Annotated in this window: 20 protein-coding genes; 16 read left to right on the top strand and 4 right to left on the bottom strand. The window is 74.6% G+C overall.

Translation table 11 applies throughout. From position 1 onward, the window contains the following. The first annotated feature begins 8 nt into the window (after positions 1-8). From ASG49_RS11065 to ASG49_RS11055, 3 genes are read left to right on the top strand one after another with little or no spacing between them, the layout of a single operon-like run. Positions 9-1688: a formate--tetrahydrofolate ligase gene (locus tag ASG49_RS11065; protein WP_056541687.1), complete on the top strand. Its 1680-nt coding sequence runs from the start codon at positions 9-11 to the stop codon at positions 1686-1688. Positions 1689-1702: 14 nt separating this feature from the next. After that, complete coding sequence (locus ASG49_RS11060; protein ID WP_056541684.1) at positions 1703-2302, top strand: PH domain-containing protein; 600 nt, start codon at positions 1703-1705, stop codon at positions 2300-2302. Then, on the top strand, positions 2299-3129 hold the full coding sequence (locus ASG49_RS11055; RefSeq protein ID WP_235562029.1) for a DUF309 domain-containing protein: 831 nt from the start codon (positions 2299-2301) through the stop codon (positions 3127-3129). The genes ASG49_RS11060 and ASG49_RS11055 overlap by 4 nt, the downstream gene beginning before the upstream one ends. Before the next feature lie 12 nt (positions 3130-3141). Here ASG49_RS11055 and ASG49_RS11050 read toward each other — a convergent pair whose 3' ends face one another. Next, positions 3142-4002, bottom strand: coding sequence for an NAD(P)-dependent oxidoreductase (locus ASG49_RS11050; RefSeq protein ID WP_056541680.1), 861 nt, complete (start codon positions 4000-4002; stop codon positions 3142-3144). A gap of 103 nt (positions 4003-4105) precedes the next feature. On the opposite strand from ASG49_RS11050, the gene ASG49_RS11045 reads away from it, so the two are divergent. Genes ASG49_RS11045 through ASG49_RS11030 form a run of 4 tightly spaced genes read left to right on the top strand, consistent with a single transcriptional unit; the run spans position 4106 to position 6801 of the window. Beyond that, on the top strand, positions 4106-4726 hold the full coding sequence (locus ASG49_RS11045) for a YceI family protein (protein ID WP_056541678.1): 621 nt from the start codon (positions 4106-4108) through the stop codon (positions 4724-4726). 38 nt (positions 4727-4764) lie between these two features. Beyond that, complete coding sequence (locus ASG49_RS11040) at positions 4765-5268, top strand: VOC family protein (RefSeq protein WP_056541674.1); 504 nt, start codon at positions 4765-4767, stop codon at positions 5266-5268. Between the two features lie 10 nt (positions 5269-5278). Beyond that, on the top strand, positions 5279-6073 hold the full coding sequence (locus ASG49_RS11035) for a spermidine synthase (RefSeq protein WP_056541671.1): 795 nt from the start codon (positions 5279-5281) through the stop codon (positions 6071-6073). A 5-nt stretch (positions 6074-6078) separates the two neighbouring features. Further along, positions 6079-6801 (top strand): sulfotransferase family protein, encoded by a 723-nt coding sequence (locus ASG49_RS11030; protein WP_056541667.1) that lies wholly within the window; start codon positions 6079-6081, stop codon positions 6799-6801. 130 nt (positions 6802-6931) lie between these two features. Here the strand turns inward: ASG49_RS11030 and msrA are convergent, their stop codons facing one another. Continuing rightward, positions 6932-7576: a peptide-methionine (S)-S-oxide reductase MsrA gene (gene msrA, locus ASG49_RS11025; RefSeq protein ID WP_056541664.1), complete on the bottom strand. Its 645-nt coding sequence runs from the start codon at positions 7574-7576 to the stop codon at positions 6932-6934. Positions 7577-7678: 102 nt separating this feature from the next. On the opposite strand from msrA, the gene ASG49_RS11020 reads away from it, so the two are divergent. From ASG49_RS11020 to ilvA, 5 genes are read left to right on the top strand one after another with little or no spacing between them, the layout of a single operon-like run. Then, entirely contained in the window at positions 7679-8851 is a 1173-nt protein-coding gene (locus ASG49_RS11020; RefSeq protein ID WP_056542015.1) for a cystathionine gamma-synthase, read from the top strand. Then, a complete protein-coding gene (locus ASG49_RS11015) occupies positions 8844-9206 on the top strand; it encodes a YidH family protein (protein ID WP_056541661.1) in 363 nt (120 codons plus the stop codon). The genes ASG49_RS11020 and ASG49_RS11015 overlap by 8 nt, the downstream gene beginning before the upstream one ends. A 1-nt stretch (position 9207) precedes the next feature. Further along, a complete protein-coding gene (locus tag ASG49_RS11010; protein ID WP_056541658.1) occupies positions 9208-10572 on the top strand; it encodes a glutamate mutase L in 1365 nt (454 codons plus the stop codon). Then, positions 10551-11888, top strand: coding sequence for an AI-2E family transporter (locus ASG49_RS11005; protein ID WP_235562028.1), 1338 nt, complete (start codon positions 10551-10553; stop codon positions 11886-11888). The genes ASG49_RS11010 and ASG49_RS11005 overlap by 22 nt, the downstream gene beginning before the upstream one ends. Continuing rightward, positions 11885-13087 (top strand): threonine ammonia-lyase, encoded by a 1203-nt coding sequence (gene ilvA, locus ASG49_RS11000; protein ID WP_056541653.1) that lies wholly within the window; start codon positions 11885-11887, stop codon positions 13085-13087. The genes ASG49_RS11005 and ilvA overlap by 4 nt, the downstream gene beginning before the upstream one ends. A gap of 109 nt (positions 13088-13196) precedes the next feature. On the opposite strand, the gene greA is transcribed toward ilvA, so the two are convergent. Together greA and ASG49_RS10990 are read right to left on the bottom strand one after the other, a co-directional pair. Continuing rightward, positions 13197-13691 (bottom strand): transcription elongation factor GreA, encoded by a 495-nt coding sequence (gene greA, locus ASG49_RS10995; protein ID WP_056541649.1) that lies wholly within the window; start codon positions 13689-13691, stop codon positions 13197-13199. Between the two features lie 156 nt (positions 13692-13847). Then, positions 13848-14276: a DUF4307 domain-containing protein gene (locus ASG49_RS10990; protein WP_056541646.1), complete on the bottom strand. Its 429-nt coding sequence runs from the start codon at positions 14274-14276 to the stop codon at positions 13848-13850. Between the two features lie 41 nt (positions 14277-14317). On the opposite strand from ASG49_RS10990, the gene mca reads away from it, so the two are divergent. From mca to ASG49_RS10970, 4 genes are all read left to right on the top strand, one after another. Continuing rightward, entirely contained in the window at positions 14318-15190 is an 873-nt protein-coding gene (gene mca, locus ASG49_RS10985) for a mycothiol conjugate amidase Mca (protein WP_056541643.1), read from the top strand. 66 nt (positions 15191-15256) lie between these two features. Then, positions 15257-15583, top strand: a complete 327-nt coding sequence (locus ASG49_RS10980; RefSeq protein WP_056541638.1) for a hypothetical protein — start codon at positions 15257-15259, stop codon at positions 15581-15583. Positions 15584-15605: 22 nt separating this feature from the next. Next, a complete protein-coding gene (locus ASG49_RS10975) occupies positions 15606-16340 on the top strand; it encodes a hypothetical protein (protein ID WP_056541634.1) in 735 nt (244 codons plus the stop codon). Positions 16341-16432: 92 nt separating this feature from the next. After that, positions 16433-17860 carry a PepSY domain-containing protein gene (locus ASG49_RS10970; RefSeq protein WP_056541631.1) on the top strand — a complete coding sequence of 476 codons (1428 nt, stop codon included), beginning with the start codon at positions 16433-16435 and terminating at the stop codon, positions 17858-17860. Positions 17861-17863: the final 3 nt, after the last annotated feature.

The following is a 17863-nucleotide window of genomic DNA, read 5'->3' as shown; positions in this document are numbered from 1 at the left end:
GACGAGCCGTGCGCTCCGACATCGAGATCGCCAGCGCGGCGGTGCTGCGGCCCATTCGTGAGGTGGCGGCCGAGACGCTCGGCATCGAGGAGCGACACCTCGTGCCGTACGGCCACTTCAAGGCCAAGGTCGACCTCGGCTACCTCGCCTCCCTGGAGGACCGCCCGCTCGGCCGGCTGGTGCTCGTCACGGCGCTCTCGCCCACCCCGCCCGGCGAGGGCAAGACGACGACCACGGTCGGGCTGACCGACGCGCTCCACGGGCTGGGCCACCGGGTGGTCGCCTGCCTGCGCGAGCCCTCGATGGGGCCGGTGTTCGGGATGAAGGGCGGCGCGGCCGGGGGCGGGTGGAGCCAGGTCGTGCCGATGACCGACATCAACCTGCACTTCACCGGCGACTTCGCCGCCATCGCGGCCGCCAACAACCTGCTGGCGGCGCTGATCGACAACCACGTGCACCACGGCAACGCGCTCGACCTCGACACCCGCAGCATCACCTGGAAGCGGGTGCTCGACGTCAACGACCGCGCGCTGCGCGAGGTGGTCGTCGGCCTGGGTGGCCACGCCAACGGCTTCACCCGCGAGGACGGCTTCGACATCGTGGTCGCCTCGGAGCTGATGGCGATCTTCTGCCTGACCGAGTCGTGGGCCGACCTCAAGCGCCGCATCGGCGACATCGTGGTCGGCTACGACCGCTCCTCGCAGCCCGTCACGGCGCGCGACCTCGACGCCCACGGGGCGATGGCGGTGCTGCTGCGCGACGCGCTCGCCCCCAACCTGGTGCAGACCCTGGAGGGGGCGCCGGCGTTCGTGCACGGCGGCCCGTTCGCCAACATCGCCCACGGCTGCAGCTCGGTCGCCGCCACCCGCGCCGGGCTGCGCCTGGCCGACGTCGTGGTGACCGAGGCCGGCTTCGGGGCCGACCTGGGCGCGGAGAAGTTCGTCGACATCAAGTGCCGCAAGTCCGGCCTGCGTCCCGACGTGGCCGTCGTGGTGGCCACGGTGCGGGCGCTGAAGTACCACGGCGGCGTCGCCCTGGCCGACCTCGGCACCGAGGACCTCGCCGCCGTCGAGGCCGGCATGGTCAACCTGCGCCGTCACCTCGACAACGTCCGCGGCGTCTACGGCATCGGCTGCGTCGTGGCGGTCAACCGGTTCCCGACCGACACCGACGAGGAGGTCGCGAAGGTGGTCGAGCTGTGCGCCGCGGAGGGCGTCGAGGCCCACCCGGCCACGCACTTCACCGACGGCGGCGTCGGGGCCCGCGACCTGGCCGACGGGGTGCTCCGGCTGCTGGCCGAGCCGCCGGCGTACGACTTCTCCTTCACCTACCCCGACGAGCTGTCGCTGACCGAGAAGGTCGAGGCGGTGGCCACCCGGCTGTACGGCGCCTCGCTGGTCACCTGGGACGCCAAGGCGCGGCGCCGGCTGGAGCGCATCGAGCGCGACGGGTACGCCGCCCTCCCGGTCTGCGTGGCCAAGACGCAGTACTCCTTCTCCACCGACCCGAAAGCTCTCGGTGCCCCGAGCGGGCACGAGCTCCACGTGCGCGAGGTGCGGCTCTCGGCCGGCGCCGGGTTCGTGGTCGTCGTGTGCGGCGACATGATGACGATGCCCGGCCTGCCGGCGACCCCCGCGGCCGGACGGATCGACCTCGCCGACGACGGCACCGTCCTGGGGCTGTCCTGACCGTCTGGTCGTGGGTGCTCGGCGGCTCCGCCCTGGCCCTGGCGATCTGGGGGGCGGCCCGGCTGTCGGTGCGCGGGCGCGGGGGCCGGCTGCGGCTGCGTCGGCGGGACGGCGGGGTCGAGGTGCTCGGGTCGCCCTGGGCGCGTCCCCAGGAGCTCGTGGGGGTCCTGGTGCTCGTCGTGGCCCTCGTCGGGGCGCTGCTGGCCCTGCCCGACGCACCGGGCGCGGACCGGGCGGCACTCGGCGTGGCGGGGCTGGCCGTGGCCACCGCGCTGCGGTTCTTCCGCGCGCTGTGGGTGCTCCGCGGGTGGCGGCGGCGCACGCGCCTGGTCCTCGACCCGGGGGGACTGACCGTGGCGGGCACCGACGGGCAGGGGAGGTTCGCGTGGGCCGACCTCACCGACGTGGGGGAGGATCCGCTCGAGCTGCGTGGGTACTCGGAGACCGCGCCGGTGCCGCTGCCGGCCGGCGAGCTGCTGTCCGACCCGGCGCTGGTCGCCCGGCTGCTGCGGCACTACCTACGACGACCGAGCCACCGGGCCGAGCTGGGCGACGAGCGCGTCCTCGACCGGGTGGCAGGCTGGACCGGAGTCCCCACCCCGACCCGATCATGACCGAGGAGCACGCCCTGCCTCCCACCACGGCCCGCGACGCGATGCTGACGCGTCCCACGGTGCACCCCGCCGACCTCACCGTCGGCGCGGCGCACCTCGCCCTGGAGGACCCGCACGTCCACCTGCTGCTGCTCGTCGACGACGGTCGGCTGGTGGGCGCCGTCGGCCGCACCGACCTCGAGCGCGCCGACCACGCGGGCCAGCCCGCCCGCGAGGTCGGGGGGCTCGACGGCCGCACCACGGCACCCGACGTCGACGTGGCGCAGCTGGTCGAGGCGATGGCCTCGACCGGGCGACGGCGGCTGGCGGTCGTCGACGACGACGGCACCCTGCTCGGGCTGCTCTGCCTCAAGCGCAGCGGCGGCGGGTTCTGCGACGACGCCGGCGTGGCCGCCCGTCGACGCGAGCGCAGCCGCGACCGCGACCCGGAGGGCCGGGCGCGGCAGGCCCGGCCGCGCGACGCGCTCGGCCGCCCGCTGCCCTACGGCGAGACCGGCGTCGAGCCCGTCCCCGAGGACCCGTTGCCGCCCCTGGAGACCGTCGCCCGGGCCCGCGAGCTGCTCGCGGAGGGGCGCCCGTTCTCGGCCCACGAGGTGCTCGAGGCCCGGTGGAAGGACGCGCCGGAGGCCGAGCGGCCGCTGTGGCAGGGGCTGGCCCAGCTGTGCGTCGCGCTCACCCACGCCGCCCGCGGCAACGCGGTCGGCGCGGCCCGGCTGCTCGAGCGCGGGGCCGGCCGGGTCGAGGAGTACGCCGCGACCGGCGGTCCGACGTACGGCCTCGACCTCGCCTCCGAGCTGGCCTGCGCCCGCGAGCGCGTCGGCGGCTGAGCCGGCCGCGGCTCAGATCGGGTCGAGGAACAGGTCCTCGCGCAGCGGAGCCTCGCCGCCGGGCACCGCGCGGTAGCCCTCGAGGTCGGTGACGCCCTCCTCCGCGAGCACCTCGTCGTCGATGAAGAAGTGGCCGGTGCAGGTGCGCGGGTCACGCGTCAGCACGGCGTACGCCGCGTCGGCCACCATCTCCGGGGTCCGCGACCCCGCCACGGCCTCGTCGCCGCCGAGCAGGTTGGCGACGGCGGCGGTGGCGATCATGGTGCGGGGCCACAACGAGTTGGCCGCCACGCCGACCTCGCGCAGCTCCTCGGCCAGGCCGAGGGTCACCAGGCTCATGCCGTACTTGGCCATCGTGTAGCCGAGGTACTGCCCGGCCCACTGCGGGCGCAGGTCCAGCGGCGGCGACAGCGTCAGCACGTGCGCGTGGTCGCTGCGCTCGAGGTGGGGGAGCGCGGTCTTGGAGAGCAGGAAGGTGCCGCGGGCGTTGATGTCCTGCATCAGGTCGTACTTCTTCATCGACAGCTCGCGGGTGCCGCTCAGGTCGATCGCGCTGGCGTTGTTGACCACCACGTCGATGCCGCCGAAACGCTCGACCGCGGCGTCCACCGCGCGGGACACGTCGGCGTCGTCGCGGACGTCGCCGACCACGGCGAGCGCCCGTCCGCCCGCGGCCTCGATCTCGGCGGCGGCGGTGTGCACGGTGCCCTCGAGCTTGGGGTGCGGCTCGCCGGTCTTGGCCAGCAGCACGACGTTGGCGCCGTCGCGGGCGGCGCGCAGCGCGATGGCCAGGCCGATGCCGCGGCTGCCGCCGGACATCACGAGGGTGCGGTCGCGCAGCGAGCGGGTGGGGGAGGCGGGTGCTGAGGTCATGGGGGCGAACCTAGCGGGCCGGCAACGTTTGACATTTCAAATGTTGGGTGTAGAGTCGCCCTTGTTAGTTGAAGTCTCAACCTCACACCTCCAGGAGCTCGTCATGGGTCTGTTCAACCGTTCCGACAAGTCCGCCGACGCCGGCACCACCTCCACCGCCGTCTTCGACGCCCCCACCGCCCACCTGTCCGACATCTCGGGCGACTACGTCATCGACGCCAGCCACACCCGCATCGGCTTCTCGGCCCGCCACGCGATGGTCACCACCGTCCGCGGCTCGTTCGGCGAGTTCGAGGGCACCGCCCACGTCGACACCGCCAACCCCTCGGCCTCGAGCGCCAAGCTCGTCATCAAGACCGCCAGCATCGACACCGGCTCCGCCGACCGTGACGGTCACCTGCGCTCGGGCGACTTCTTCGACGCCGACGCCAACCCCGAGATCACCTTCACCACCACCCAGGTCGAGCGCGTCGAGGACGACGTGTGGCGCCTGACCGGCGACCTCGCGATCAAGGGCGTCTCCAAGTCCGTGGCCATCGACTTCGAGTCCACCGGCTCCGCGATCGACCCCTTCGGCAACACCCGCATCGGCTTCGAGGGCACCACCTCGATCAACCGCAAGGACTGGGGCCTGACCTGGAACGCCGCGCTCGAGACCGGCGGCGTGCTCGTCAGCGAGAAGATCAAGCTCGAGTTCGACGTCTCCGCCATCAAGTCCGCCTGACCGACCCCACCCCACGACCAGCCCGTAGGAGCCACGAGATGACCGTGCCCGTCGTACGCCTGAACCACGCGGTGCTCTTCGTCTCCGACCTCGAGCGCGCGCTGGCCTTCTACACCGCGGCCTTCGGGGTGGAGGTGGTCGCGCGGGAGCCCCGTGCGAACGCCGCCTTCCTGCGGATGCCGCGCTCGGAGAACCACCACGACCTGGGTCTGTTCGGGATCGGGGCCCACGCCCCGGCCCGGCAGCCCGGGACGGTGGGGCTCTACCACCTCGCCTGGCAGGTCGACACCGTCGAGGACCTCGAGGCGGCCCGCATGACCCTCGCCGGACTCGACGCCTACACCGGCGAGTCCAGCCACGGCGCGACCAAGAGCATCTACGGCGTCGACCCCGACGGCAACGAGTTCGAGGTGATGTGGATGCTCCCGCGCGCCGACTGGGGCGACTTCGAGCACTCGGCCACCACCGAGCGGCTCGACCTCGCCGGTGAGATCGACCGGTGGGGCGGGCGTCGTACGGCGGGCCGCCTCGTCGAGGGCTGAGCCGCCCCGGATGCCCGATCCCGAGATCGTCGAGGCTGACCGGACGGGCTCCTGGCTCGTCCGGCTCGACGGTCGCGACCAGTCGGTCGTCGACCTGCTCGACCCGACCCGGCTGGCCTTCGACTACGTCCGCCGCACCGGCGACGTCGTCGACGCGGCCGCCGTCCCCGGCGAGCCGCTGCGCGTCGTCCACGTCGGCGGCGCCGGGCTGACCCTGCCGCGCTACGTCGCGGCCACGCGGCCCCGCTCGTGGCAGGTCGTGCTCGAGCCCGACGAGGCGCTGACCGCCCGGGTGCGCGAGGAGCTGCCGCTGCCGCGCCGCAGCGGCGTGCGCGTGCGTCCGGTCGCGGGCCGTCCCGGTCTGGAGGCGCTGCGCGGCGCGGGGGCCGACCTCGTGCTGGTCGACGCCTACGACGCCGGCGCGGTGCCCGCCGACCTCGTCACCGAGGAGGCGCTGGCCGTCGTGCGCGAGGTGCTCGCCCCCACCGGGACCCTGGTGGCCAACCTCAGCGACGCGGCACCGTTCGCACTGGTGCGCGACGTCGTCGCCGCCGTCTCCCCGCTGGTCGACCACGTCGTGCTGGGCGCCGAGCCGGCCACGCTCAAGGGCCGTCGCGGCGGCAACGTGCTGCTCGTGGCCGGGCCCGACGGGTCGCTCGGCGACGCGCTGCGCCGGCGGGCGGCGTCGTACGCCGCGCCGTACCGGGTGCTCGCCGGCCGCGAGGTCTCCGACGCCTTCGGTGGCGGCCGCCCCCGCCACGATGCGGACCCCGGGCCGGCGGGCGGCGCGGACCCGGCAGGCTAGGTCGCGTGAGCCACCCGATCACCGTCCTGTGGAGCGTGCCCCGCTCGGTGTCGACCTCCTTCGAGCGGATGGTGAGCGAGCGCGGCGACCACACCGTCCTCGACGAGCCGTTCTCGCGGGCCTACTACTTCGGCCCCGACCGGCGATCGCAGCGCTACGACGAGACCATCCCGGACAGCTCGGCGGAGCAGGTGCTGGCAGAGATCGAGGCGGCCGCCGAGGAGCGGCCGGTGTTCGTCAAGGACATGGCCTACCAGGCCACCGAGCTGCTCGACCGCGACTTCCTGGCCCGGTTCCGCAACACCTTCCTGGTGCGCGACCCGGCTGCGACGCTGACCTCGATGGCCCGCAAGTGGCCCGACTTCACCGACGAGGAGACCGGCTGGGCCCACCTCGACCGCGCCGCCGACCTCGTCGAGGAGCTCGGCCAGCCGCTCGTCGTGGTCGACGCCGACCGGCTCTGCGCCGACCCCGCCGCTGTGGTCGAGGACTGGTGCCAGCGGATGGGCGTGGCCTACGACGCCTCCGCCCTGACCTGGGAGCCCGGCATGCGCCCGGAGTGGGAGCTGTGGGGGGAGTGGCACGCCTCGACCGCGCGCAGCACCGGCTTCGGCGACCTCCGCCCGCCCCCGCCGCCCCCGGGTCCCGAGGACGGTCGGCTGCGGGCGGCGTACGACGCGGCGCTCCCGGTCTACGAACGCCTGCTCGCCCACGCCCTCCCCGGCTGAGCCCGGTCGCCGGTCGCCTGTCGAGCCCGCCTCCGGTCTCGACGGGCTCCACCTGCGAGGGCCGACCCCGGAACGCGGAAGATCCGAGCCACCAGGTGACTCGGATCTTCCGTGGCGATCGACCGCGCGGTCAGCGGGGGACGGGGACGCCCGTCTTGGCATGGCAGCGGTAGCCGAAGGGGTTCTTCAGCAGGTACTGCTGGTGGGGGTCCTCGGCGTAGTAGTACGGCGTCTCCGCCGCCGGGCGGATCTCGGTGGTGATGGCGTCGAAGCCGCGGCGGGTGAGCTCGGCCTGGTAGCGGTCGGTCACCTCACGGGCGACCTTCTCCTGCTCCGGGGTGGAGACGTAGATCGCGGAGCGGTACTGCGTGCCGAGGTCGTTGCCCTGGCGCATCCCCTGCGTGGGGTCGTGGACCTCGTAGAACTGCGCGACGAGCTCGGCGTAGTCGACCTTCGCGGGGTCGTAGACGACGCGGACGGCCTCGGTGTGGCCGGTGCGGCCGCTGCAGACCTCCTCGTACGACGGGTGGGGGGTGTGCCCGCCGGCGTACCCGACCGAGGTCGACCAGACGCCGGGGACCTGCCAGAAGATCTCCTCGGCGCCCCAGAAGCAGCCGAGCCCGAAGACCGCCACCTCGTAGCCCTCGGGGACCTCGTCGGTCACCAGCGGGGCGTCGAGCGCGCGGTGCTTCTCCGACAGCGGGAACCACCGCTCCTCGCGGCCGCGCAGGGCCTCGTCGGCGGTGGGCAGGGTGGTCTTGGTGCGACCGAACATCGTGGTCCTCTCGTCGGTTCCGACTGCGGTGGCACCCGTGGGCGCCTGTGGTCACAACGGCAGGGGGCGGCGAGGTGTTCCCCGGCGAGTAGCGTGCTGCCGGTGACCCAGGAGCAGCACGACCAGCACCGATCCAAGTCCGGCTTCGAGACGCGGGCGATCCACGCGGGCTACGAGCCGGACGCCGCGACGGGCGCGGTGATCCCGCCGATCTACGCCACCTCGACCTACAAGCAGGACGGCGTCGGGGGGCTGCGCGGGGGCTACGAGTACAGCCGCTCCGGCAACCCCACCCGCACCGCGCTCGAGGGCAACCTCGCCGCGCTGGAGGAGGGGGAGCGGGCGTTCGCGTTCGCCTCCGGCCTGGCCGCCGAGGACACCCTGCTGCACTCCGTGTGCGGTCCGGGCGACCACGTGGTGATCCCCGACGACGCCTACGGCGGCACCTTCCGGCTCGTCGACAAGGTCGCCACCCGCTGGGGCCTGGAGTACGACGCGGCGCCGGTCAGCGACGTCGACGCGATCCGTGCCGCCATCCGCCCCGGCCGGACCAAGCTGGTCTGGGTCGAGACGCCCACCAACCCGCTGCTCAACATCGGCGACATCGAGGCGCTGGCGGGCGTCGCCCACGAGGCCGGCGCGCGGCTGGTCGTGGACAACACCTTCGCCTCCTCCTACCTCCAGCAGCCGCTCGTGCTGGGCGCCGACGTGGTGGTGCACTCCACGACGAAGTACGCCGGCGGCCACTCCGACGTCGTCGGCGGCGCCCTCGTCGTGCGCGACCTCGAGCTGGCCGAGCAGGTCGGCTTCCACCAGAACGCGATCGGCGCCGTGGCCGGCCCCTTCGACTCCTGGCTGGTGCTGCGCGGCCTGAAGACGCTGGCCGTGCGGATGGACCGGCACTGCGACAACGCCGAGCGGGTGGTGGAGTTCCTCGCCGGGCACCCCGGCGTCGCGGAGGTCATCTACCCCGGCCTCGAGGAGCACCCCGGCCACGCCGTCGCGGCCCGGCAGATGAAGCGCTTCGGCGGCATCGTGTCCTTCCGCGTCGCCGCCGGCGAGCAGGCCGCGCTCGACGCCTGCGGCCGCGCCGAGGTGTTCACCCTGGCCGAGTCGCTCGGCGGCATCGAGTCGCTGATCGAGCACCCGGGCCGGATGACGCACGCCAGCGTGGCCGGCACCGCGCTCGAGGTGCCCGCCGACCTGATCCGGCTCAGCGTCGGCATCGAGACCGCCGACGACCTGCTCGCCGACCTCGACCGGGCCCTTGGCTGAGCGGGAGGCCGAGCGGGAGGCCGGGCGGGAGTCGGTGGAGCCGGACGTCCGGTTCTCGCTGGCCAACGAGCGCACCCTGCTGGCCTACCAGCGCACCTCGGTCGCGATGCTGGCCGCTGCCGTGGCGGTGGTGCACTTCCTCGAGCGGGGTCCGCTGTCGCTGATGCTCGGGCTGGCGTTCGTGGTGACCTCGGCGATCGCGGCCGTGGGCGGCTACCTGCGGTTCCGCAGCGTGGAGCGCGCGATGCGCGAGGGGCGGCCGATCGGCTCCGGTCCCGCCGCGCACCTGCTCAGCCTCGCGGTGGTGGTGAGCCTGCTGGTCGCGACCGCCTACGTGCTGCTCGCCCGGGGCTGAGGTGGAGCCGCTGCTGTGCGTCGACCTGGGGTCGACGTTCACCAAGGCCGCGCTCGTCGACGGCGACACGGGTGACCTGCTCGGCACCGCGTCGCACCCCACGACCCTGGCCACCGACGTGATGGACGGCGTCGACGCCTGCCGCGCCGCCCTGGCCGCGAGGCACCCGGGGGCCGCGGACGCCGCGCTGCTGGCCTGCTCCTCGGCCGGCGGCGGGCTGCGGATCGCCGTCGTGGGCACCGAGGAGCTGGTGACCGCCGAGGCCGGCCGCCGCGTCGCGCTGTCGAGCGGGGGCAAGGTCGCGGCCGTGCTGAGCGGCGGCCTGGGGGAGCGTGGGGTGGCCGCGCTGCGCGGGGCCCGGCCCGACGTGGTGCTGCTGGTCGGCGGCACCGACGGAGGCAACTCCGAGGTGCTGCTCGCCGACGCGGCGTCGCTGGCCGCCGCCGGCTGGGACGGCCCGGTCGTGGTCGCCGGCGACGTGGAGGCCCGCGAGGAGGTGGGCGCCCGGTTGGCGGCGGGCGGAGCGGCGTACCTCCTCAGCGACAACGTGCTGCCCCGCATCGGCGTGCTCACCCCCGGCCCCGCCCGCCGCGCCGTGCGCGAGGTGTTCCTCTCCCACGTCATCGGCGGCAAGGGCCTGAGCACCCGCGTCGACCTCGCCTCCCTCGTGCGCGGTCCCACCCCCGACCTCGTGCTGACCGGGGTCGAGGTGCTGGCCGCGGTCACCGGCCAGGACGTCGTGGTCGTCGACGTCGGCGGAGCCACCACCGACGTGCACTCGGTGGTGCAGCTCGATCCCGAGGAGGCGACGCTCTCGCGCGAGGTGGTCGCGAGCTCGCCGGTCACCCGCACCGTCGAGGGCGACCTCGGGATGCGGTGGAGCGCGGCCTCGACGTGGGACGCCGCGACCGCCGCCGGGCTCGACCCCGGCTTCCCCCGCGACCAGGGCGTACGCCGCGCCGAGCGCCCCGACCTGCTGCCCGAGGGGCCCGACGACGCCGCCGTCGACCTGACGCTGGCCGGCTCCGCGGCCACCCTGGCCTGCCGCCGCCACGCCGGCCGCGCCCGCGTGGTCACCGGGCCGGACGGGCGGGTCGTGGAGCGCAGCGGCACCGACCTGCGACGCGTCGGCCTGCTCGTCGGCTCCGGCGGGGTGCTCCGCCACGCCCCGCCCGCACGGGCGGAGGCGGTGCTCGCGCGGCTGGTCGGCACCTCGCCCGAGGGCTGGCAGCTGCCGGCGTCGCCCCGGGTGGTCGTGGACCGCCACTACGTCCTCGCGGCGGTCGGTCTGCTGGCGGAGAGCCACGCCGACGCGGCGGGCGCGCTGGCACGTAGCCTGACGACGTGGGAGTCACACGAGGGGTGAGGGACCGGTTGCGGCTGCGCGGCCGCGACGACGAGGGGGCCCCGGGCGCGGTCCCGGACGAGGCGGCCGAGCAGGACGCCCGGGCCCGCCGCGAGGCCGAGAGCCTCGAGCTGCGCGAGCGCATCGCCGCCCAGTGGGCCGAGGTCCGCGCCGCCCGTCGCGCCATGGACACCCGCCCCGAGGTGGCCGCCGGCACCAGCAACTTCAAGCGCGCGCAGGTGCCCTACGGCATGGACCTCGCGGCCGCCTGGGCCTGGCGCTTCGTGGTCGTCTGCGCGGCCGGGCTGATCATCCTCTACCTGCTGCAGTTCTTCATGGTCGTGGTGCTGCCGATCGTGATCGCACTCCTCATCGCCGCGCTGGTCAGCCCGGTGGTCCGCTGGCTCGGGCGGCTCGGCGTGCCCCGCGGCGGAGGGGCGCTCATCGTGGTGCTGCTGCTCCTCGCGCTGGTCGCGCTGTCGGTGACCTTCGTGGGCAACCAGGTCGCGCAGGGCGTCAGCGACCTGTCGACCCAGGTCGGCAGCGGCCTCGAGCAGATCCGCAGCTGGCTGCGCGACGGCCCGCTCGGGGTGACCGACTCGCAGATCAACACCGCGCTGCAGGAGTCGCAGGCCCAGCTGCAGTCGCTCGGCGACAACGCCTACGCCACGCTGAGCGAGCTCGGCGCCACTGTCGGGCACCTGCTGGCCGGCGTCTTCATCGTGCTCTTCGCGACCTACTTCTTCCTCGCCGACGGCGCGCTGATCTGGACCTGGCTGGTGCGGCTGTTCCCGCGGGCCGGCCGGCTCAAGGCCGACTCCTCGGGCCGCGTCGCCTGGTCCTCGCTGACCCAGTTCGTCCGGGCCACCGTGCTGGTCGCGGCCGTCGACGCGCTCGGGATCGCCATCGGTGCCGCGGTCCTCGGCGTGCCGTTCGTCGGCGCCATCGGGGTGCTGGTCTTCCTCGGCGCGTTCGTGCCGATGATCGGCGCCACCATCAGCGGCGCGGTGGCCGTCCTCGTCGCGCTCGTCGCCCAGGGCCCGGTGACCGCGGCGGTCATGCTCGGCGTGGTGATCGCGGTGCAGCAGCTCGAGGCGCACGTGCTGCAGCCGTTCCTGATGGGCCGCTTCGTCTCGGTGCACCCGCTCGGCGTCATCGTCGCCATCGCGATGGGCGTGCTCGTGGCCGGCATCGCCGGCGCGCTGATCGCGGTGCCGCTCGCGGCCTCGCTCAACGCCGTCGTGCAGCACCTCGCCCGTGACACCGCCGTCGGGGAGGACGCCCAGGAGGCCGCGGAGGACGACGCGGCCCTGCATCCCGGAGGGGAACCCGCATGAGCGTCACGCTGGCCGACATCGAGGCCTGCCGCACCGTCGTCGGCGAGGTCGCCCTGACCACCCCCGTCGAGGAGTCGCGCTGGCTGCAGGCCATCGTCGGCGGCCGGGTGCTGCTCAAGTGCGAGAACCTCCAGCGCACCGGCTCGTTCAAGATCCGCGGCGCCTACCTGCGGCTCTCGCGGCTCACGCCCGAGGAGCGCGCCCGCGGCGTCGTGGCGGCCTCCGCGGGCAACCACGCCCAGGGCGTTGCGCTGGCCGCGCAGCTGCTCGGCATCAAGGCGACCGTGTTCATGCCCGACGGCGCCCCGATCCCCAAGGCCAACGCGACGCGCGGGTACGGCGCCGAGGTGCGCTTCCACGGCCTCTCGCTGACCGAGGCGCTGGTGCGGGCCCAGGAGTTCTCCGACGAGACCGGGGCGGTGTTCATCCACCCCTTCGACCACGCCGACATCGTGACCGGGCAGGGCACCTGCGGGCTCGAGGTGCTCGAGCAGGCGCCGGAGGTTCGCACCGTGCTGATCCCGACGGGCGGCGGCGGCCTCCTGGCGGGGATGGCGCTGGCGATCAAGGCCGCCCGGCCCGACGTACGCGTGGTGGGGGTGCAGGCGGCCGAGGCCGCGGCGTACCCCGAGTCGTTGCGCACCGGCGCGCCCGTCGCGCTGGAGCGGATGGCGACGATGGCCGACGGCATCGCCGTCGCGAAGCCCGGCGACCTGCCCTTCGAGGCGATCCAGCGCTGCGTCGACGAGGTCGTCACCGTCTCCGAGGACTCGCTCTCCCGCGCGCTGGTGCTGCTGCTCGAGCGGGCCAAGATGGTGGTCGAGCCGTCCGGCGCCGCCGCGGTGGCCGCCGTGCTGGACGCGCCGCAGGCCTTCGAGACGCCGATGGTGGCCGTGCTCTCGGGCGGCAACGTCGACCCGCTGCTCCTCGGCAACCTGATCCGCCACGGCATGGCGGCGGGCGGTCGCTACCTCAACATCCGCTGCGTCATCCCCGACCGGCCGGGCGGCCTGGCCACGCTGCTGGCCGACCTCGCCGGCTCGGGCGCCAACGTGCTCGAGGTCGCCCACGAGCGCACCTCCGGGGCGCTGCACATCGGCGAGGTGGAGGTGCGGCTCCAGCTCGAGACGCGCGGCGCCCCCCACGCGGAGTCCGTGCTCGCCCGGCTCCGCGACCACGGGTACGCCGTCCGCGACTGAGGCCAGCACGAGGTAGTCCGAGACGAGAGCACCGCCGGGGAGCCCCCGGAGGTGCTTTTCGTCTCGGACTACCCGCCCGTGGGCCGCAGCGACGTACGCCGGGAGCGGGTCAGCCGGAGTAGGGGACCGCCTCGACGATCTCGGCCTTCTGCTCCTTGCCGTTGGGCAGGGTGTAGGTCACGGTGTCGCCGCGGCGGGAGCCGTGGATGGCCTGGCCGAGGGGCGACTGCGGCGAGTAGACCTTGATGTCGTCGCCCGCCATCTCGCGGGCGCCGAAGAGGAAGGTCTCCTCGAAGTCGAGGCCGACGAGGTTGACGGTCACCTTCATGCCGGGCTCGACGACGCCGTCGTCGGCCGGGGTCTCGCCGACCTCGGCCTTCTCGAGCATGTCGGTGAGCTGCTGGATCCGGCCGTCGATCTTGCCGAGCTCGTCGCGCGCGGCGTGGTAGCCGGCGTTCTCCTTCAGGTCACCCTCGTCGCGGGCGTCGCTGACGCGCTTGACGATGTCGGAGCGCGTCGGCCCGCGCAGCTCCTCGAGCTCGGCCTTCAGCTGGTCGTACTTGGCCTGCGTCAGCCAGACGGCGCCGGAGGTCTGCTCGCTCATCGGGTGCTCCTTCGGTGGGTCGGGGGTCGTGCGGGCAAGTAGGCGATGCTAGCAACGCAGGCGTCCCGGAGCCGAAATCCTCGTCTCGCGGCCCGGCGACCGGCCCGGCGACCGGCCCGGCGACGGCCCCGCGACCGCTCGGCGGCCGCCCCGGGGTCAGCGGGGACGCGACTGGTCGGGGGTGGTGCAGCCGATCAGCCGCACGGTGTCGGCGCGCCGCTCGGTGCGCACGTCGACCACGACCCGCGAGGGCACCTCGACCCCGGTGACGGTGAAGCTGCGCTCGCCGACGGGACTGCTGTCGACCGCCACGGCGCGCACCAGGCAGCTGGCGCGCACCTCAGGGTCGGCGAGGGTGACGGTCACGGTGGCCTGCGCGGTGCGGCCGTCGACCACGTCGTACGCCGTGAGCCGCGACTGCACGTCCGGGCTGCTGGAGTCCAGCGCCACCCACCCCAGCCACGCGAGCGCGACCACGCCGACGAGCCCGGAGACGGCGACGACGACGCGGCGACGGCGGGCGGCGTCGCCGCGGCCGTAGCGGTCGGCGAGGTCGACCCGGTCGGGGCTGCTCGAGCTGGTCACCACCCCATCCTCCCAGGCCGGCCCGTCCCTAGGATGGGCGCATGCTGCGGCTCATGCACGTGCACGCCCACCCCGACGACGAGTCGAGCAAGGGTGCTGCCTCCACGGTGAAGTACGTCCACGAGGGCGTCGACGTGCACGTCGTGACCTGCACGGGCGGGGAGCGGGGCTCGATCCTCAACCCCAAGATGGAGCGTCCCGACGTCCTGGCCAACATCACCGAGATCCGTCGCGCCGAGATGGAGGCCGCCCGCGAGATCCTCGGCGTCACCCAGCACTGGCTGGGCTACGTCGACTCCGGCTGGCCCGAGGGCGACCCCAAGCCGCCGCTGCCCGAGGGCTGCTTCGGGCTGGTCGACCCCGAGGAGGCGGCCGAGCCGCTGGTCCGGCTGATCCGGTCGGTGCGCCCCCACGTCGTGACGACGTACGACGAGAACGGCGGCTACCCGCACCCCGACCACATCATGTGCCACCAGGTCTCCATGGTCGCCTTCGAGGCGGCCGGCGACCCCGACCGCTTCCCCGACGCGGGGGAGCCCTGGAAGCCGTTCAAGCTCTACTACCAGCACGGCTTCAACCGGCCCCGCTCCGTCGCGATCCACGAGGCGATGGAGGCCGAGGGCCTGGAGTCGCCGTTCGCCGAGCGGCTCCAGGAGTGGAAGCCCGACCCCGCCCACGACGCCCGGATCACGACCCGGGTGCCGTGCGGGGAGTACTTCGAGGTCCGCGACCGGGCCCTGATCGCCCACGCCACCCAGATCGACCCCGACGGCTTCTTCTTCAAGGCGCCGCTCGCGCTGCAGCAGCGGGTGTGGCCTACCGAGGAGTTCGAGCTGGTCGTCTCCCGCGTCGAGTCGCCGCTGCCCGAGGACGACCTGTTCGCCGGCGTCCGCGGCCGCGACGACCTGGACTGACCCGGGCCGGTCGGCGTCCTGCGGGCCGCCTCGACCGGGTGTGGAACCGGTTGCGACACTGGAGGCATGACCGCCCTCCTCGTCCACGCGCTCTTGCTGCTCCCCGCCGCGGACCCCGTGCCCGAGCCCGAGGACGTCAAGGCCGGCTGGCTGGCCTTCTGGGTCTTCGTGGCGCTGTGCCTGGCGACGGCGGTGCTGTGCGTCAGCCTGACCCGTCACCTGCGCAAGATCCGCGAGAACACCGCGGCCGGCAAGTTCGGCGCGGACGCCCAGGCGGCCGCGGCGGCCGAGGCCGAGGAGCGCGAGGCCGCCCGCCAGGCCTGGGTCGAGGCCCAGCGGACCCCGCAGCGGCAGCGCCCCGGCGCCGACCCGCGCGACCGCACCACCGACTGAGCCGCTCCGCCCCCTCCGACCGATGAGCCACGTCCCGACCGCCCGCGCCACCGGCGTGGTGCTGTGGGGGCGGGCGCTCGCGTTGTCGGTGGTGGCCTTCGCCGTCGGCGGCGTCGCCCACGTCCAGGCCGACGGCCTGCTGCCGGGCCCGGTCCTGCTCGGGCTGCTGGTGCTCCTGGGCGCGCTCGCCGTCGCGCCGCTGCTGCGCCGACCCGCCTCGACGCTGCGGGTGGTGCTGCTGCTCGCGGCCGGCCAGGGCGTGGTGCACACCGCGCTCGCCGTCGCCGCCGGCCACCGCGGCGAGCCGGCACCGGCGCCCGCGGCGGCACCCCCGGCCCTCCCGGTGGGGTCGGGATCGCGCCGCGGCTCCTTCCACGACGTGGCGTACGACGCGACGCCGACCGGCTCCGGTGACCCGCTGACCCTGCCCGCACCGCTGCTGCACGCCGTGACCGACGTCGTCGACCACCCTGTGATGGCGCTGGCCCACGTGCTCGCCGCGGCTGCGTGCGGCTGGTGGCTGGCCCGCGGGGAGCGGGCGCTGTGGCAGCTCCTCGCCCTCACCGCCCGCGCGTGGGCGCGCCCGGTCGCCGTGGTGCTGCTGGCCGCGCGGGCGCGGGCGCGGGCGCTGCTCGCCGTGCTGCGCAGCCGGCTCTGCGACGTACGCCGCACCGTGGCGCTGCCCGACCCGCCACCCCGCTTCGCCGAGCTCCACGCCCGCCGCGTCCCCCGCCGCGGGCCACCCCTGGCCGCCTGACCCCCAGGCCTTCCGCGCCCCACCGCCGCCCGCTCGAGACCGACCGGGCCGGCGGCTGCTGCGCGTCCCCTCCGCACGCCAGGAGCACACCAGTGTCCGTCGAGACCCGTCCCACCGCACCACCCGCACGCACCCGCCGCCCCGCCCGTCGAGCCCGGTCCTCGGGCGGGCTGTTCCGCGCCTTCTGGCGCTGGCACTTCTACGCCTCGTTCGTCGTCGTCCCCGTGATGCTCGTGCTCTCGGTCACCGGGTTGATCTACCTGTTCCGGTTCCAGCTCGAGCCGGTGCTCAACCCGTCGCTGATGCAGGTCGAGCGGCCGGCCGGCACCGACATAGCCCAGCCGTACGCCGGGCAGCTGCGCGCCGTCGAGGAGGCCTACCCCGGCGCCGAGCCGGTGTCGCTGGCCGAGCCGCGCGATGCGGGCCGCAGCACCGTCGTCTCGGTGACGATGCCCGACGGCGAGGGCCGCGACGTCTTCGTCGACCCCTGGACGGCCGAGGTGCTGGGCGACCGCGACCCCGACACCACGCTCAGCGGCTACGCGATCCGGCTGCACGCCGACCTGATGTCGGGCCGCCCCGGTGACCTCGTGATGGAGCTCGGCACCTGCTGGGCGATCGTGATGTCGCTGACCGGCTACTACCTGTTCGTGCGCGGCCGTGCCGCCCGCAGGCGTCGGGCCCGGGCCGGCAGGCGCGGCGCCCGGCTGCGGGCCCGCCACGGCGTGCTCGGCTCGGTCGTCGGCGTCGGGCTGCTGCTCATGGTCGTCACCGGCCTGCCCTGGACCGGCGTGTGGGGCGCCACCGTGCAGCAGCTGGCCACCACCACCGGGTCCTCGATGTGGAGCCTCGACCACGGGGCCGAGTCCGCGCCGCTCTCGACGCTGGACGAGTCGCTGCCGCACAGCCACGCCGAGGTGCCGTGGGGGATGGGGGCGAGCGAGGTCCCGCGTTCGGGGGCCCACGAGGACGGGACCGTGGCGGTCGCCAACGTCGACACCGCGATCGAGGTGGCCGACGGCGAGGGCTTGCGCCACCCGATGACCGTTGCGCTGCCGTCGGGGGAGGACGGCACGTTCTCGGTGATCGGCTACGCCTTCGACGCGCCCAGCGACGAGCGGACGGTGCACGTCGACCGCTACGACGGCGAGGTGCGGTCGACGTACGGCTACGACGACTACCCGCTGCTCGCGAAGGTCGTCTCCCAGGGGATCGGCGTCCACGAGGGCCGCAGCCTCGGCGGCTGGACGATGGCGCTCGCCGCGGCGTTCTGCGTGGGCGTGGTCGCGCTGTGCGTGACCGGGCCGCTGATGTGGTGGCGACGGCGGCCCTCGGGCCCCCGGATGGGCGCCCCCCGCGGCCGGCTCCCGGTGCGCAGCTCGCCGGTGCTCGCGGTCGGTCTGGTGGCGCTGGCGGCGTTCCTGCCGGTCTTCGGCGTCAGCCTCGTGGTCGTGCTGCTGCTGGACCGGTTCGTGCTGCGGCGGGTGCCCGCGCTCTCGGACTTCTTCGGGACCGCCTGAGGG

The sequence above is a fragment of the Marmoricola sp. Leaf446 genome (assembly GCF_001424755.1).
Classification (GTDB): Bacteria; Actinomycetota; Actinomycetes; order Propionibacteriales; family Nocardioidaceae; genus Marmoricola.
Note: the sequence above shows the minus strand (reverse complement) of the source record. Positions and strands in the feature narration are given on the sequence as shown.